The organism is Aerococcus sanguinicola, assembly GCF_001543145.1.
GTDB lineage: Bacteria > Bacillota > Bacilli > Lactobacillales > Aerococcaceae > Aerococcus > Aerococcus sanguinicola.
In genome coordinates, this window is sequence record NZ_CP014160.1 from 347,841 (window position 1) to 365,031 (window position 17,191).

Sequence of the window (17,191 nt, forward strand, 5' to 3'; positions counted from 1 at the left end):
TGCCATGGCTCTTCAAGGCCCAAATTCAACAGCGGAACGCATGCTCACCAGCACCATTCCCAAAAACAATCCCCTAATCAATCCTTAACGGCGTTTCTTTTTCCCGAGCTTCTTATTAAGCTTGCGCATCATGCGGCGGCTGGCGACTTCTTGCATCTTGTTGCGTTTGCCGCCGCCTGCTTGGCCCATGCCACCCATGAGCTTGTCCAAACCGCCCAAGTTGCCGTTAGAGATCTTACTCATCATGTCACGCGATTGGTTGAACTGCTTGATCAAGCGGTTGACTTCAGCCACCGTGGTCGCAGAACCCTTGGCAATCCGTTTGCGTCGGCTCTGGGAGATTTCGTCAGGATTTTCCCGTTCGAAATTAGTCATAGACTGGATAATCGCCTTGGTCCGGGTCATTTCTTTTGGATCAATCTTGAGCTGGTCCAAGCCCGGCATTTGGTTGAGGCCAGGGATCATCTTGATAATATCTTCCAGAGGCCCCATCTTGTTCATCTGCTCCATCTGCTTCATGAAGTCGTTGAAGTCAAAAGTATTCTCCCGCATCTTAGCGGCCATGGCTTCAGCTTCGGCCTCATCGAATTCCTTCTGGGCGCGCTCAATCAGGGTCAACATGTCCCCCATGCCCAGGATCCGGTTAGCCATCCGGTCAGGGTAGAAGATTTCAATATCTTCCAACTTCTCCCCAGTCCCGGCGAACTTGATGGGCTTGCCCGTGATACTGGCGATGGAAAGGGCCGCCCCGCCGCGGGAGTCCCCGTCCAGCTTGGTCAGCATTACCCCGGTAATCTCTAGTTCATCATCGAAGGCCTTGGCCACGTTGGCAGCTTCTTGCCCGGTCATGGCGTCCACGGTCAAAAGGATTTCATTAGGGTTGACCGCTGCCTTAATGTTTTTGAGCTCGTTCATCAATTTCTCATCGATTTGGAGACGGCCGGCGGTATCGATGAAGACCGTGTCATAGCCCTTTTCTTGGGCGTATTGGATGGCCTTCTCGGAAATTTCGACCGGGTCTACCTGGTTACCCAATTCAAAAACGGGCAGGTCCAGCTGCTGGCCGATGGTTTGGAGCTGGTTGATGGCAGCTGGCCGGTAGATATCGCCCGCTACCAAGAGCGGCTTGCGGCCTTTTTCCTTGCGCAGGTAGTTGGCTAACTTCCCGGCAGTCGTCGTTTTCCCTGCCCCTTGGAGGCCGACCATCATGAGGACAGTCGGTTGACCAGCTGACGCATAGTCGATCCCTACCTGCTCGCCCCCTAAGAGCTCGGTCAACTCTTCGTTAACAATCTTAACCACCTGTTGGGCCGGCGATAAGGAGGCTAGAACCTCACTGTCCAGGGCCCGCTCATTGACCCGCTTGACAAAGCTCTTAACCACCTTAAAGTTAACATCGGCTTCCAAGAGCGCCAGGCGGACTTCCCGCATCATTTCCTTCAGGTCTGCTTCAGTAATCTTACCCTTCTTGCCGACACCCTGGATGGCACCCTGCAAGCGGTCTGATAAATTTTCAAATGCCATATTTACACCTCACACTTTAGTCATCGATTTCATCATTTAATAACATTAATTCTGCCAGCATCTCCTGCAAGACTTGATCTTCCGGATACTGACTGTCGATATAGGATTGGACCTTCTGACCCAAACGCTTACGCTGGCGGTAGGCCTTGACATTATGGAGGACCGATTCATAGCGCTGGAGAATCTTCTCCGTCCGCCGAATATTGTCATAGACCGCCTGACGACTAACATCATAAGCCTCCGCAATCTCCCCCAGCGAATAATCATCCTGGTAGTAGAGCGCCATATAAGCCTGCTGCTTAGCCGTCAACAAATCGCCATAAAAATCATAGAGGCGGTTCATCTCATTCGTCTTTTCCAATTCCATTCACATTCGCCCCTTAACTGATCTCGGAGCCAACAAGCCAAGCCCGCCGCTCCTCCTAACAATACTTAAGGATAACGAAGCCCCAAAAGAAAGTCAATTCAAATCTTCCTTTATAAGCTCACAAGCATTCTCCTAAAAGCTAAAGCAAATAAGATCTAGACAGTTGTTAGGATTAGATAAATACTTAATAGAAAATTGTGCTGGTGAGCATCCATTTCGCTTCGAGTTTGATCGTTAAAAAGCCATGGCACCAGCTCGAGCCAAGGTCTCTCGCCTAACGAGACTTAAAGGGAGAGTAAGGCTTGCGCCAACTCTCCCTAATTCGCTTCGTTTGCTTTTTCATGGCTAACGATCAAACTCGAGCTCCATTCCTGCTCATAAATAGATCGTTAAATAAATATTCAACCAACAGTTCTATAAAATAATAATAAATAGTACTAGTGAAATAGCGTTTTATTTAGACTTTTGAACTCACCATTAACACAGAGAATCAAGCCTTGTATCCCAAAGTACGTTTTAATATTTTTTTAAACTTGGTGGATTGCTTGACTGTGATCTTCCATAGTTTTTTAAGACTCTTTTTTTATGTTTAGTCATTAAAGAACAATTTCTATACCAACGATGTTTGAGCAGAAATGGAGGATCAGCCGTTCTTGCCCTTCTAAAATTCAACAGCGGAACGCATGCTCATCAGCACCCTTTAATTATTCTCAAAACGCAACCCATGTTCACCAGCACCATTTAATCACCCTTTTATAGGCTGAGATTTGCTTAGCAATTCCTGTTGTGAGCAGGAGTGGAGCTTGAAAGTGATCGTTAGCCGTGACCAAGCAAGCGAAGCGAATTACGTATCGTAGGCGCCAGCCGTACGAGACGTTTGAGTCTCGCTAGGTGAGGGACCTTGGCCCGAACCGGTGCCACGGCTCTTTAACGATCACTTTCAAGACGGAACGCATGCTCACCAGCACAGTCTCCATCAAGCAAATAATCTACTTTTCACTGCAATCCTCAGCCTATTGCACTTCCACCACATCACGCACCATCTGGTAGATAAACTGCTCCGGATCGAACTTCTGCAGGTCATCCAGCTGCTCGCCCAGGCCAATAAACTTCACCGGAATATCCAACTCATAGCGGATCGCGAAAATCACGCCCCCCTTGCCGGTCCCGTCCATCTTCGTCAGGATAATGCCCGTGATATTAACCACCTTGGCAAACTCCTTGGCTTGTTGGAGGGCATTCTGCCCGGTTGTGGCATCGAGGACCAAGAGGGTTTCGTGGGGGCCATCAGGAATTTCCCGCTGGATGACCCGGTTCATCTTCTCCAATTCCGCCATCAGATTGGCCTTGTTCTGGAGGCGCCCCGCCGTATCCACCAAGAGATAGTCGAAGCCCTCTGCCTTGGCCCGCTTGACGCCATCGAAGACAACAGAGGCAGGGTCGCCCTGGTCGCGGCCCAAGACAATCGGCACGTCCACCCGGTGCGCCCATTCTTCGAGCTGTTCCACGGCCCCGGCCCGGAAGGTATCGCCGGCCACGAGGAGGACTTTCTTACCCTTGGCCTTTAATTGATAAGCCAGTTTCCCGATAGTAGTGGTCTTGCCGACCCCGTTCACGCCCACAAAGAGCATCACGGTCGGATCGTCCGTCTGACTTTCATTGATTTCAACTTCAGGGCTTTCCCCCTTGTCGTAGATCTCAATCATCTTTTCGACCACGGTGTTTTTAACTTCTTCACCGGACCGGGCATTCTTCAACTGGATTTCTTCGCGGACGGCATCCGACAGGGCGATGGTCATGTCGAAGCCCACGTCGCTGGAAATCAGGGTCTCTTCCAGGTCATCGAAGAAGTCTTCATCCACTTCTCTGAAGCCCGCAAAGAGCTCATTAATCCGCTCTGAGAAGGTCTTCCGGGTCTTTTCAACCCCTTTGTCATACTTCTCAAAGACTATCTGCTCCTCTTTTTCTTCGGCTGTATCTTGCTTGTCCGTAACAATGGGGTCTTCCCCAGTGAAGGCTTTCTTAATGCGATCAAATAATCCCATGCTTGGGCCACCTTTCTTTTTGTCCTTGCGACAACTCGGTCGCTTCTGGTCTTATTGTATCAAGTCTCCTGGTTTTTTTAAAATAAATTCTCTAAGGGCATAGGCGACCCCGTCTTCACGATTGGACCGGGTGGTGAGATCGGCCTGGGCCAGGATGTCGGGGTGGCTGTTGGCCATGGCAATCCCCATTCCGGCATAGGCGAACATAGCGGCGTCGTTACGCTCGTCACCGATGGCATAAACCTGGTCCTTCTGGTAAGCCAGTCGGTCGGCCAAAACACCTAGGGCCTTGCCCTTGTCGATCCCCTGGGCCATAAATTCCAACTCTTCAGGCACCGAATGGATAAGGGAATAGTCTCGGTAAAAGGCTGGGGGCAGCTTGGGGATTTGGGCGTCCAGGTGGTCAGCTTCTGTGGCGACCACCAGCTTGGGGAAGGTCAGGTTGTCGTCAAGATCTTCCAGGCTAACTTTCTCAGTCGGTAGGAAGTCGCGGGCATCCCCATAGTGTCCCGGATAGTCTGTTGGATAGGGCAGCTGGTAGACCCGGTTGCGGCTGACTGCTTCTAGGGGCAGGTCCAAGTCGTGGAGGACTGGGTAAATCCTTGCCAGGTCTTCCCTAGTCAAGGAGGCTTCGAAGAGAACTTCCTGGCCGCGGTTGGCAACCACCAGTCCCCCATTGTAGGTGACGCTGTAGTGGTCGGCGCTATCCAGGCCAACTTCTTGGAGAATGGCTTCAATGGCCGCTAAGGGGCGGCCGGTGCAAATCACTATCTCGACACCGGCAGCCAGGGCCTCTTGGATGGCCTGGCGGTTGGCCGCACTCACCTCCTTGTCGGGATTGAGTAAGGTGCCGTCCAGATCAATGGCCACGAGTGCTTTCATCACGAGACTCCTTTCCTTCTTCAAGTGCTTCCGCGTCAAAGTCTGCCAGGCTGACCGAGGCCAGCTTGGAGATTCCCGATTCCTGCATGGTCACCCCATAGAGGACATTGGCGGCCTCCATGGTGCCCTTGCGGTGGGTAATGACGATAAATTGGTTTTCTTTGGAAAAATTCTGTAGGTACTGGCCGTAGCGGCGGACATTGGCATCGTCCAAGGCAGCCTCCACCTCATCCAGGATGGTGAAGGGGATGGTCTTGACATGGAGGATGGCAAAGAGCAAGGCAATGGCGGTCAGGGCCCGCTCCCCGCCTGATAGGAGGCTGAGGAGCTGGAGGTGCTTGCCAGGGGGCTGGGCCATGATTTCGACCCCCGTATTCAAGAGGTCATCGGGATCGGTGAGGACCAGGGTGGCCTTGCCCCCGCCAAAGAGTTTGGGAAAGACCGTTTCAAAGGCATCGCGGATAGCTTCAAAGGTCACTTTGAAGCGTTCGGTAACTTCTTGGTCAATCCCCTGAATGGTCTGGTAGAGGTTGGTCTTGGCCTGGTCAGCGTCCTCCCACTGCTTGGTCATGAAGTCATGGCGCTCCTTGACCTCTTCATAGTCCTTGATAGCTGCCAAGTTAACGGGCCCCAGGTCTTCAATGGTCTGCTTGAGCTGGCGGACCTTGGTCGAGGCAGCCTCCATGGACATGTCCAGCTGGCTGATCTCCCGGGCCCGCTCATAGGTCAGGCCGTATTCTTCCCGCAGGTGGTCCAAGTGATTGTCGATAGAGACCTCGTAGCGGGAAACGGTCGCGCCGAGCTTGGCTTGTTGGCCCAGGGCTTCCTGGAGCTGGTCGTTTAAAGCTTGTTGTTTTTGACTCAATGCTTGGCTTTCTTTTTGGAGGTCTTTGCGGGCTTGGCGGGCTGCCTTGAGAGCTTGGTCGACTTCCTTGAGCTGGGCTTTAGCCGCTTGGTAGTCGGCCTGGTAGCGCTCAGCCTGGCCACTGTGCTCGCTCAATTCTTGGTCCAGGTCAGCCAGGGCCTGCTTGGTTTGGACCTGGTCTTTTTCCTTTTGCTTGAGGGTCGCTTGGGCGGCCTGGTAGTCCTTCTCAGCCTGCTTCTTCTGCTCAGCTAAGACGGCGAACTGGCTCTCAAACTGGCGAAGTTCGGCTTGGAAGTCCTGGAGGCGCTGGGCCCGGTCCGACTCGGATAAATTCATCCGCTCGATACTAGCCTTGAGCTCTTGGACCGCCTCAGCCTGGTCTTTCGACTTCTGGTCAAGCTCGCCTGCCTGCTGGTCCAGTTCTTGGATTTGGTCCTTGGCAGTGGCTTGGTCCATCTTGACCAGGTCCAGGTCGGCTGCTAAGTTTTTCAAATCCCGGTCGACTTGATCCAGGGCCTGCTTGAGCTCTTGCTCCTTCAAGCGGCTCTCGCTGCCGGCTTCCTTGACCGCTTCCATTTGGTCTAGAATGGCTTGGCCCTTGGTCTGGACAGCCTGGCGGTCGGCCTGGCTCTGACTTTGGGCCTTAGCCAGCTCTGCTTCTTCCACTTGCAGGCGGTCGATCTCCTGCTTACGGGAGAGGAGGCCGCTCTTGTCCTGCTTCTGCTGGCCCCCGGTCATCGACCCGCCGGCATGGATGATATCGCCTTCCAGGGTAACAATCCGTTGGCGCTGGCCGAGCTTGGCCGCCATCTGCCGGGCATTGTCCAAGTTATCGGCCACTAGGGTCGTTCCCATGAGATTCATCATGACAGCGCGGTAGGTCGATTCATAAGTGACCAGGTCTGCCAAAACGCCCACATAGCCGGGGCAGGACTGGGCCTGGTTTAGGACTTGTTGGCTGAGCTGGCGGGGCCGGATAACAGCCAGCGGGAGGAAGGTCGCCCGTCCTCCCCGCTCTTTCTTCAAGGCTTGGATAACCTGGCTGGCCACCTTGGCATCCGCCGTCACGATATTTTGTAGGCCCCCTCCCAGGGCGGTTTCGACCGCTGCTGTATAGGTGGGATCGACTTGGATGAGGTCAGCGACAGCCCCGTGGATGCCAGAAATCCGGTCTTTCATTCCCAGGGCATTCTTCACCCCGTAGAAGAAACCGGCATGGCTCTCTTCCAAGTCTTCCAGACTGGTCAGCCGGGCTTGGACCTGGATCATCCGCTCATGGGCCTGGCGGTAGGCTTGGTCAGCCGCTTCCAAGTCGGCCTGGTAGGTCTTAGCCTCTTGGGCGAGTTCTTGGTAGTTGTTGAGCAAGTCTTCAGTCGATTTCTTTTTGTCCTGGTAGGCCTGGTTGCGGTCTTCCCGGTCTTTGGTCAGCTTATCGTACTGGGCCTGTTTAGCTTCCTGGTCCTTCTGGTAGCGGGCCAATTGGTCTTTGAGCCGGTCGCTTTCCTTAGTGATTTCTTTTTGTTCGTTATCGTAGCGGGCCTGGGCCTGGAGGGCGTCGATGTAGTCATTGCGCTTAGTCTCCAAAAGCTCGGCCTGGCCGGCAGTCAATTCCTCCAGGGCCTGGTTGAGCCGCTGGTGTTCCTTTTCCTGGTCGGCATAGTCCTGGCGCACCCGGTCCACATGGAGGCTCAGGCTTTCGACTTCCTGCTTGGCTTCCTGGATGCCCTGGTCGAGTTCAGCTAAGAAATTCTGCTGGCTGGACTGGTCGCGCTGGTGGAAGTCCTGCTTCTCCTGGTAGAGGCGGATCTTCCCTTGGAGCTTCTCGGTCTTTTGGACCGTATCCACATAGTCCGTCTGGAGCTGGTTGACCTGGTCCTCCTTGGCTTCTTCCTGGCTCTGGACCTGGTCAGCTTGGTCCTGGTAGGTCTTCAGGTCGGCCTTGAGCTGGTTGACTTGGTCCTTACACTCCTCCAGGTCGCGCTGGGCCACCTGCCACTGCTCGGACAGGGTCTCCACCTGGACGCTGGTCAGGGCGATCTCAATCTCCGAAAGCTCCTGCTTGGTCGCCTGGTACTTGAGGGCGACATTGCGCTGGTCCTCCAAGGGTTCGAACTGGCCCGCCACCTCGCTTAAAATATCTTCAATCCGGTTGAGATTGTCCTCGGCCCGGGCTAACTTGCGCTCAGCCTCGACCTTGCGACTCTTGTACTTCATCACGCCAGCTGCCTCTTCGAAGATCCCCCGCCGCTCTTCCGCCTTCTGGGTGAAAATCGCCTCCACCCGGCCTTGGGAGATAATGGAAAAGGAATCCCGGCCCACACCGGTATCCAGCATCAATTCCGTGATGTCCTTGAGCCGGCACTGGCGGCGGTTGATCATGTAAGTGGCTTCCCCGGACCGGGTATAGCGGCGGCTGATGGAGACTTCGTCCTGGTCAATGGCTAGGACCCGGTCTTCATTGTTGAAGGTCAAGGTCACTTCGGCATACTGGGCCTTGCGCTTGGCCTCCGAGCCAGCGAAGATCACGTCATCCATCCGCTTGCCGCGCAGGGACTTGGCTGATTGTTCGCCAAGCACCCACTTAATGGCCTCGGTAATATTGGACTTGCCCGAACCATTAGGGCCGACAATGGCTGTAAAGCCCCGGTCCAATTCAATCCGGGTCTTCTCCGCAAAGGACTTAAAGCCGGTCAATTCGATTAACTTTAAATACACTGAAAGCCCCCTTCTACTGGTCTTTCTTTGCGAGTTGGTCTAAGGCTTCTTGGGCCGCCGCTTGTTGGGCGGCCTTCTTGGACTGGCCCTGGCCCTCCCCGATGACTTGGCCGTCGAGCGATACAGCCATGCGGAAGACCCGGTTGTGGGCTGGTCCGCTCTCTTCAAGTAGGTCATAGGAGAGGTTGATCTCACCATTCTTCTGTAATTCTTCCTGGAGGGCCGTCTTAGGGTCCATTTGACGGTCAAAGCGCCCGGCCTTGATCTTGGGGTAGATATTGTCGGCTAGGATCACTTCGACAGCTTCCAGGCCCAGGTCCTTGTAGACCGCCCCGCAGACCGCTTCGTAGAGGTCGCAGAGGAGGCCGGGACGCTTTCGCCCGCCGTTAGCTTCTTCCCCCTTGCCCAGGCGGATCAAGCGGTCCAAGCCCAGTTCCACACAGCGCTTGGACAGGCTCTCTTCGCAGACAATCCGGGCCCGGAAGCGGGAGAGATCACCTTCGCGGAGTTCGGGATAGTGGGCATAGAGGTAGTTGGAGACGAGGAGCTCAATCACTGCATCTCCTAAGAATTCAATTCGTTCATTGTCATTCAGGTCTTCGCGCTTCTTCTCATTCACATAGCTGGAATGGGTGAAGGCTGTTTCATAATAAGCCAAATTCTGGATTTCTAAACCGAATTGGCTGGAAAATAAGTCCTTAATCGCATCAAAATTCATTCCAATCGCTCGCTTTCTTTTTTTGTAATGGGTAAAATTTATGATAATAACTGTGCTGATGAGCATCCGTTGCGCTGTTGAATTTGGTCCTTGAAAAGCCATGGCACCGGCTCGAGCCTCGGTCTCTCGCCTAGCAAATCTCAAACGGACCGTACGGCTAAAGCCTACGCTCCGTAATTCGCTTTACTTGCTTTTCCATGGCTAAGGACCAACTTCAACGCTCCACTACTGCTCATAAAATAAATTGTTAAATTTATGAAATCTTATCAGCAATTACAAAATCTAATAAAATAAATTCTTTATGAATTCTACTAATAAACATTCCTTCACTTTTTAAATCGCAGTAATTGCATCTCTTTTGATAATTCCAAATTATTCCAGAAGAGAGCTACCCTTTTGGTAGTACACTTTGGTCATTATTGCGTTTCTAAATATGCAACGATTACTGCTGCTAAAATAAAACCAAGGTTTACTAGTCTGATTTAAATTTTATTTTAGCACTGATATTCAAATATTTTTACTATTTAATTGTGAGCAGGAGTGGAGCTTGAAAGTGATCGTTAGCCGTGACCAAGCAAGTGAAGCGAATTATGGAGAGTTGGCGCAAGCCTTACTCTCCGTTTGAGTCTCGCTAGGTGAGGGACCTTGGCCCGAACCGGTGCCTCGGCTCTTTAACGATCACTTTCAAGACGGAACGGATGCTCACTAGCACAGTTTAAAATATTTATACCGAAATAAATAGACTAAGCGATGGAATATCCAGCAGGGCTCGGACATTCCATCGCTATCTATCCTCAGGCTTTATCTTCGGCTGAGGGGACATTATCGCGGATGTAATCGAGGACATCCCCCACCGTTTCAATCGACTCCACTTTGTCATCGGGGATCTGGATGCCGAAGATGTCTTCGAGTTCCATAATCAATTCCACCACGTCAAGGGAGTCGGCGCCGAGATCGTCAGTGAAGGACAGGTCCCGGCTGACGCGTTCGGCTTCCACTCCGTAGCGGTCAATGATCATTTGAAAGACTTTTAACTCCACTTCCATCTCAATCTTCCTCTTTCTCTCTTTGGGCTAAAGCTTCAAAGTCTTGGGCTAGTTGGTCGTAAAGCTGGCTAGAAACCATCTGCCGGGCTTGGAGGATGGCATAGTAAAAGGCGTCGTCCTTTGCTGAGCCGTGGCATTTGAGGACCGGCTGCTTGACGCCGAAGACCACTCCAGCCCCAATATTATCGGAGTTGAGGCCCGCAAAGGCAGTTTTGAGGTCTTCCTTGACTAAGAGGCCAGCGACCTTGCTCTTCCAGGAGGCCGTCTTCAAGGTATCGGACAAGAGGGTCACGAAGGCCTTGCTGGCACCTTCCAGGCTCTTGAGGACCATGTTGGCCGCAAAACCATCTGCCACGACCACATCGCAGGCATCGTTGAGGACCTCGCTGGGTTCCACATTGCCGATGAAATTGATCGTCTCTTCCTGGCTGAGGAGCTCATAGGCCGCCTGGGTGAGCTGGTTGCCCTTGCCGGCTTCCTTGCCATTGTTCAAAAGACCGATCCGGGCCTGGTCAATCCCCTTGACCGCCGCCATGTAGGCCGAGCCCATGATGGCGTATTGGTGGAGGTGGGCCGGCTTGTTGTCCACATTAGCGCCCCCGTCGATCAGGACCCAGGACTTGTTGAAGTCTGTAAAGCAGGGCATGTTGACCAGGAAGGCGGGCCGGCTAATCCCTTTCATCCGCCCCACCTGCATGAGGGCTCCGGCCATCAGAGCGCCCGAATTGCCGGCTGAGATAAAGGCGTCGGCCTGGTCCTTGCGCACGGCCTTTAAGCCGAGAACCATGGAAGATTTTTTCTTCTGGCGCAGGGCCTTGACGGGTTCTTCAGCAGTACCGATGACTTCCTCTGCCTCGACGATTTGGAGGTTAGCCGGCAGGTTGTCGGGCAGATAGGCAGCTAGGGCCTCCGTCTGGCCGTATAGTTGAATCTCTAAGTCTGGGTATTCCTGGGCAGCCTTGAGGGCGCCTCTCAGAGGAACTTCTGGGGCGTGGTCGCCGCCCATGGCATCAATTGCAATTCTCATTGTTTTCTCCTTTAATCCTTGTTTTGTCTTGCTTCATTGGTCAAAAGGGCTAGGCCTGAACATCCTGGTCCAGGGCCTTGAGATAGGCCAGGAGTTGGGGGTATTGCCCGGCGTGGGTCTCCAGATAGGGCATGAAGTAGCCCACATCCTGGCGGGCCGCTTCGAGGATGGTCGCATCCGCTAGGGGATCGGCCAGCTTGAAGCTAGGCAGGCCACTCTGCTTGGTGCCAAAATAATCCCCCGCCCCCCGGAGCTCCAGGTCAGCCTGGCTCAGGTAGAAACCGTCTGTCGACTGGGTCATGATGGCCATCCGCTCGCGACCGTTCTCGGTACGGGGGTCGGCAATCAGGACGCAGTAGGAGGGAGCATCCCCCCGACCCACACGCCCGCGCAACTGGTGGAGCTGGGCGAGGCCGAAGCGGTCGGCATCCAGGATCATCATAAAGGTCGCATTGGGGACATTGACCCCGACCTCAACCACCGTGGTGGCCACCAAGACCTGGCTTCTTTGTTCCTGGAAGTCAGCCATGGCCTGGTCCTTCTCCTCATTGGACATTTTACCATGGAGGAGGCCCACCTGGAAGCGGCCCGCAAAGTAAGTGCAAAAGCGCTGGTAGATCTCTTCAGCGTTCTGGGCTTCCTGGGTCTCCGATTCCGCAATCAGGGGGCAGATGATATAAGCCTGGTGGCCCAATCGAAGCTCCCCTTCCAATTGGTCCAGGGCCGTCTCTTCCTGGCTGGGCCGCAGCCAAGTCGTGGTGATGGGCTGGCGGCCGCTGGGCAGCTCCTTGAGCTTGGAGACGTCCATGTCGCCCATGGTGGTGATCTCCAGGGTCCTCGGGATAGGCGTTGCCGTCATGTAGAGGACATTAGGTAAGGCCCACTTGCCCTTCTCGATCAGGCGGGCCCGCTGCTTGACCCCGAAGCGGTGCTGCTCATCGATAATAATAAAGCCGAGCTGGGCAAAGTCGACCTCGTCCTGGATCAGGGCATGGGTCCCAATCAAGAGATCCAGGTCTTCATTGGCCAGGTCGTCAAGAATCTGCCGGCGGTCGGCGGCCTTGGTCGAGCCCGTCAGGCAGGCCAGCTTAAGGTCAGGAGGCAGGAGGCTCTGGGCCGACTGGTAGTGCTGGTCGGCCAGGATTTCGGTAGGCACCATAAAAGCCCCCTGGTAGCCCCCGTAGACGGCCGCCATCAAGGCAATGAAGGCCACGACCGTTTTCCCGCTCCCCACATCCCCCTGGAGGAGGCGGTTCATCTGATAGGGCTGGCGGAGGTCGGCGCAGATCTCATTGACCACTTCTTTTTGCCCCTGGGTGAGTTCAAAGGGGATGGACTGGATAAAGCGGACCAGGGCCTGGTTGTCGTAAGCGATGGCAATGCCTTGTTCAGACCGGCGCTTGACCAGCTTGCGCCATTGGATGCGGAGGATATAGAGGAAGAATTCCTGGTACTTGATCTGGTAGCGGGCCTGGCGAGAAGCCTCCCCATCCGCTGGAAAGTGCATCCACTCCAGAGCTTGGCGGTGGGTCACTAGGCCATATTTCTCCCGCAATTCATCGGGCAGGACTTCTTCAATCTGGTCAGCGTAGAGCTCCCAGGCCTGACGGATATAAGTCACGAGCTGCTTCTGTGAGAGCCCCGACGTCAGCCGGTAGACCGAGGCTTGTTCGCTCAGGTCATCGGACTGGGCCAGGTCAATAATCCGCTGGCCAATCATCTGCTGGCGGTTGGCGTCGAACTTGCCGTAGACCACCAAGTCCTCCCCTACCTTGACCTTGTCCTTGAGATAGGGCTGGTAGAAGAAGACCACCCGCAAGACCTCGTGCTGGACGGCCAGGGTGAAGGTCAGCCGGCTGCCCTTTTTGCCGCGAAAATAATCGATCACAGCGGGCGTTGTGACCCGGCCCATGACTGTCGCCTTCTGCCCATCCTCCAGTTCGGCCACATCCTCCACCGAGAGGTCCTCATAGCGAAAAGGGAAGTGGTAGAGCAAGTCTTTCACCGTTACAATTCCAATTTTTTCCAGGCGGTCGGCCGTCTTGGGGCCTACCCCTGGGATCTTTGTCACCGGATCGGAAAGACTTGACATCATGCTTCACTTCCCTTCTAAATATTCTTCTTTAATTTTAACATAATTCGCCTTAAATCACTATCTCGCTCAAGATTTCCAGCAATTGTTTGCGGTAAATGTGGGCCGGCAATTGGTTGAGCACCATGAATTCGTCGCAGTCCAAGCGCTTCTTCAAGCTCTGGAGCTGGCTGGCCACCTGTTTGGGCGTCCCGACGACTTTTTGGTTCTTATTCGCCCTCAAGAGAGCTTTTTCTCGCTGGTCAAAGGGGAAATCGGCGGCATCATCGACCGAGAGGAGCTGGTAGACCGACCGCTTGTCGAACTTGAAGGCTAGGCTCCAATAGTCAACCGCCGTCTCCAGGGCGGGCAGAAGTTTCTCATCATAGGCCGCTACCACATATAGGGACACAATAACCCGGGGCTGGCTGAAGAAGGCGGAGGGCTCAAAATTGGCCCGGTAGTCAGCAATGGCCCGCTCAGCTTCCTTAAGGTCGCTGTTGATAAAGAGGCCGTAGTTCAAACCAAAACCCATCCGCGCTGCTGCTTGGACATTATTGGCACTCCCGGCTAGGATAAAGAGCTCGGGCTGGTCCCCCACCCGGTGGGGAATCAAGAGCCGGTTGGCATAGGGATGGCCAGGCGGAAAAGAATTCGCCAAGAAAGCCGCCGTCGACTGGAGCTTCTCCTCATAGGTCAAGTCAGACTGGAAGAACTCCCGGTCCAGGATGTCATTCATAGCGTCCCCAGATCGGCTCTTGCCTAGGCCGGCATCGACGCGGTTGAGGTACATGGCCTGGAGGGTACGGATCTTCTCCGCCATCTGATAGGTCGACTGGTTATTGACCATGGCGCCACCAACCCCCACCCGGATCTGCTCGGTCTTCGAGGCAAAGTGCGCCGTCAGCAAGAAAGGACTCGAGCTAAAGATCGACGGTGTACTGTGGTGCTCCGCAAACCAGTAGCGCTTTAGCTGGAGCTGGTCCGCGTACTGGATCAGCTGGGCCGAGCTATCAAAAGCATCCGTCGCCGTCGTGTCCTTGTCCCGGGGAATAAAATCCAAAATCCCAATATTCGTCTGCTTGCCGTTCATTCCAACATTCCTCCCACGCCCACTACCCACAAGCACTGGGCTCTGCAATTTTCCTCATTAAGCTTATTATAACACTAAATTATAGTTAGCCTACAAGCATTTCCCCTCCTGCCTATCCAAGCGCTGGCCAAAGCAAGCTGGGACCTATCAACTGAGCCGATCACTGGAGCTCCTATGTAGCGAACTTTTAGAGGTTTGGTACAGATTTTGTATTAAATATAGCGTGAATTGATGATTGAGACTGTGCTGGTGAGCATGCGTTTCGCTTTTAAATTGATCGTTAAAGAGCCGTGGCACCGGTTCGGGCCAAGGTCCCTCACCTAGCGAGACTCAAACGTCTCGTACGGCTAACGCCTACGATACGTAATTCGCTTCGCTTGCTTGGTCACGGCTAACGATCACTTTCAAGCTCCACTCCTGCTCACACTTGACTTGCAAACAAATCTTGCATACCTATTAAAATTAAAATTGAAAATAAAAAAGAACTAATTAAAAGCAGGAAAACTCTAGTAGCACAAGTCTCATTGATACAGTATCTTTCATAGCTGATACTAGCTAAATAATAATTGAATAAATTTTCCTTAGCCCAAGTTTATCCACAAAATCGAAGCTTTGATCTGGAGTTTTTAGGATCAAATTCAAAAAAGACTTCATCCTCACTAGAAGAATCGTAGGCGTCAGCCGTACTCGCCCCATTAGAATTCAAGGCAAAAATTCAAAAGCAGAACGGATGCTCATGGCACCATTCCACAAAAAAAGGCCCCGCTTAAACGGCAGGACCCTTCTAGCAGCGCCATTTACATTGACACTGCTTTTTCTTCTCCATTATTGAAATGGATTCTTTATTTTTTGTAGTAGTGCTTACTCTACCATGCCCTTATGAGCAGGAGTGGAGCTTTGAAGTTGGGCCTTAGCCATGATAAGCAAGCTTTAGGGTGCGAAGGCTAGCGGGAGAAATAGACCTCTGGAGCAAAGAGCCAGAGAAGACTGCAAGTCTTCGGCGGATCTTTGCGAAGAGGAGCTATTTCTGCTAGCCTGAACCCGACTAGATGTGAATTAGGGATAGTAGGCGCTAGCCGTACTAGCCCTTTGAAGCTTGCTAGGCGAGAGACCTTGGCTCGAGCCGGTGCCATGGCTCTTCAAGGCCCAAATTCAAAAGCGGAACGGATGCTCATCAGGCACCATCCCCCTATTCCACCGAAATCAAATAAGCATAGACCGGTTGTTGGCCTTCGTGGACTTCCACTTCGATGTCCTCGTGCTTGGCTTCGACTTCCTCTGCCAAAGCCTCGGCTTCGTCTTGGCTCACACCCTCGCCGAAGAAGAGGGTCACGATTTCGGAATCCTCATCCAGCATGGCCTCAACGGTGGCTAGGGTTTGGGCTTTTCGGTCAGCTTGGCTGCTGATGATGTCGCCGTTGACGATGCCCATGTAGTCGCCTTCCTTAATGGTTAGGTCGCTAATCTTGGTATCGCGGACAGAGGTGGTGACTTGGCCGGACTTAACATAGGCCAGTTCGCTAGTCATGGCTTCCGCATTCTCATCCAGGCTGGCTTCTGGGTTGTAGCCCAGCATGGCAGTCAGGCCTTGGGAGATGGACTTGGATTCCACCACGCGGGCGTCTTGGTCCAAGATCTCTGCCGCCTGCTTGGACGACATGAAGATGTTCTTGTTATTCGGCAAGATCAGATAGCTTTCCGCGTTAACTTCTTGGGCCGCCTTGACAATGTCTTCCGTCGAGGGGTTCATGGTTTGACCGCCATTGATGACCTTGGAGACGCCCAGGCTTTGGAACATGTCTTGGATGCCTTGGCCAGCTGCCACCGCAATCACGGCAATTTTTTCCTTAGGCTTAGCTGGCGCAGAGACTTGGGCCTTGCCTTCGAGGATGGTGTCGTGTTGGAGGCGCATGTTGTCGACCTTGATCTTAATCAGCGAGCCAAATTTTTGCCCGTATTCGAGCACTTGGCCGGGGTGTTCGGTGTGGACATGGACCTTGACCACTTCTTCGTCGTTAACCACCAGGAGCGAGTCGCCCAAGTCGTTGAGGAAGTTGCGGAAGGTCTCATAGTCGAAGCTGTCGGTAACGGTCTCCCCTTCGCCCAGTTTGACCATGATCTCCGTGCAGTAGCCATAAGTGATGTCTTCATTGGACACGGCATGGGAGGTCTTGAAGTAGTTTTCCTGGTGGGCCAGTTCCGTCACATCTGCTTGGGACATCCCCACTTTGTCATCGACTGCAATCTTTTCACCCTTGAGCGCTTCTAAAAAGCCGGTGTAAATAATAAACAGGCCCTGGCCCCCACTATCGACAACGCCCACTTCTTTGAGGACAGGTAGGAGGTCTGGCGTCTTGATCAGCGCTTCCTCAGCCCCCTTGTGGACTTCTTCCATGACATGGATAGGGTCGTCCTGCTGCTTGGCGGCGGCCATCCCGGCTTCTGCTGCCTCGCGCGCCACGGTTAGGATAGTCCCTTCCACCGGTTTCATCACCGCTTGGTAGGCCGTTTCCACCCCATGGTTAAAAGCATCCGCGAGGTCCTGGCCGGAGAGGACTTCCTTCTCCTCGCAACCCTTGGCAAAACCGCGGAATAACTGGGACAGGATCACGCCGGAGTTACCCCGGGCGCCCATCAAGAGTCCCTTGGCGAGGTCTTGGGCCACCTGACCGACATCTTGGGCATTATTAGTCGTCACCAGGTCACAGCCTGAAGTGAAGGAAAGGCTCATATTCGTCCCTGTGTCCCCATCTGGAACCGGGAAGACGTTCAAGGAATTGACATATTCCGCCTGGTCTTCGAGGCGCTTGGCCCCTACCGAAATCATATTTTTTAACT

General features: G+C 53.6%; 11 protein-coding genes. All 11 read right to left on the bottom strand.

Annotated elements, in window-relative coordinates:
• Positions 1 to 84: 84 nt before the first annotated feature.
• The 11 genes from ffh to AWM72_RS01800 all read right to left on the bottom strand — a co-directional run bounded on the left by ffh (position 85) and on the right by AWM72_RS01800 (position 17,180).
• The gene (gene ffh, locus AWM72_RS01750) at positions 85 to 1,524 is read right to left on the bottom strand and encodes a signal recognition particle protein (RefSeq protein ID WP_067972244.1); all 1,440 of its coding nucleotides are present in this window, start codon (positions 1,522 to 1,524) and stop codon (positions 85 to 87) included.
• A 16-nt stretch (positions 1,525 to 1,540) separates the two neighbouring features.
• Positions 1,541 to 1,891, bottom strand: a complete 351-nt coding sequence (locus tag AWM72_RS01755) for a putative DNA-binding protein (protein ID WP_067972249.1) — start codon at positions 1,889 to 1,891, stop codon at positions 1,541 to 1,543.
• Positions 1,892 to 2,904: 1,013 nt separating this feature from the next.
• On the bottom strand, positions 2,905 to 3,936 hold the full coding sequence (gene ftsY, locus AWM72_RS01760) for a signal recognition particle-docking protein FtsY (protein WP_067972252.1): 1,032 nt from the start codon (positions 3,934 to 3,936) through the stop codon (positions 2,905 to 2,907).
• Between the two features lie 51 nt (positions 3,937 to 3,987).
• On the bottom strand, positions 3,988 to 4,818 hold the full coding sequence (locus tag AWM72_RS01765) for a Cof-type HAD-IIB family hydrolase (protein ID WP_067972255.1): 831 nt from the start codon (positions 4,816 to 4,818) through the stop codon (positions 3,988 to 3,990).
• A complete protein-coding gene (gene smc / locus AWM72_RS01770) occupies positions 4,796 to 8,398 on the bottom strand; it encodes a chromosome segregation protein SMC (protein ID WP_067972259.1) in 3,603 nt (1,200 codons plus the stop codon). Before smc ends, AWM72_RS01765 begins: the two co-directional genes overlap by 23 nt.
• 13 nt (positions 8,399 to 8,411) lie before the next feature.
• On the bottom strand, positions 8,412 to 9,116 hold the full coding sequence (gene rnc, locus AWM72_RS01775; RefSeq protein ID WP_067972262.1) for a ribonuclease III: 705 nt from the start codon (positions 9,114 to 9,116) through the stop codon (positions 8,412 to 8,414).
• A 794-nt stretch (positions 9,117 to 9,910) separates the two neighbouring features.
• A complete protein-coding gene (locus AWM72_RS01780; protein ID WP_067972265.1) occupies positions 9,911 to 10,162 on the bottom strand; it encodes an acyl carrier protein in 252 nt (83 codons plus the stop codon).
• A gap of 1 nt (position 10,163) precedes the next feature.
• Positions 10,164 to 11,189 (bottom strand): phosphate acyltransferase PlsX, encoded by a 1,026-nt coding sequence (gene plsX / locus AWM72_RS01785; protein ID WP_067972269.1) that lies wholly within the window; start codon positions 11,187 to 11,189, stop codon positions 10,164 to 10,166.
• 49 nt (positions 11,190 to 11,238) lie between these two features.
• Positions 11,239 to 13,284: an ATP-dependent DNA helicase RecG gene (gene recG, locus AWM72_RS01790; protein ID WP_067972273.1), complete on the bottom strand. Its 2,046-nt coding sequence runs from the start codon at positions 13,282 to 13,284 to the stop codon at positions 11,239 to 11,241.
• A 49-nt stretch (positions 13,285 to 13,333) separates the two neighbouring features.
• The gene (locus AWM72_RS01795) at positions 13,334 to 14,353 is read right to left on the bottom strand and encodes an MsnO8 family LLM class oxidoreductase (protein ID WP_067972276.1); all 1,020 of its coding nucleotides are present in this window, start codon (positions 14,351 to 14,353) and stop codon (positions 13,334 to 13,336) included.
• A gap of 1,189 nt (positions 14,354 to 15,542) precedes the next feature.
• Positions 15,543 to 17,180, bottom strand: coding sequence for a DAK2 domain-containing protein (locus AWM72_RS01800; RefSeq protein ID WP_067976503.1), 1,638 nt, complete (start codon positions 17,178 to 17,180; stop codon positions 15,543 to 15,545).
• Positions 17,181 to 17,191: the final 11 nt, after the last annotated feature.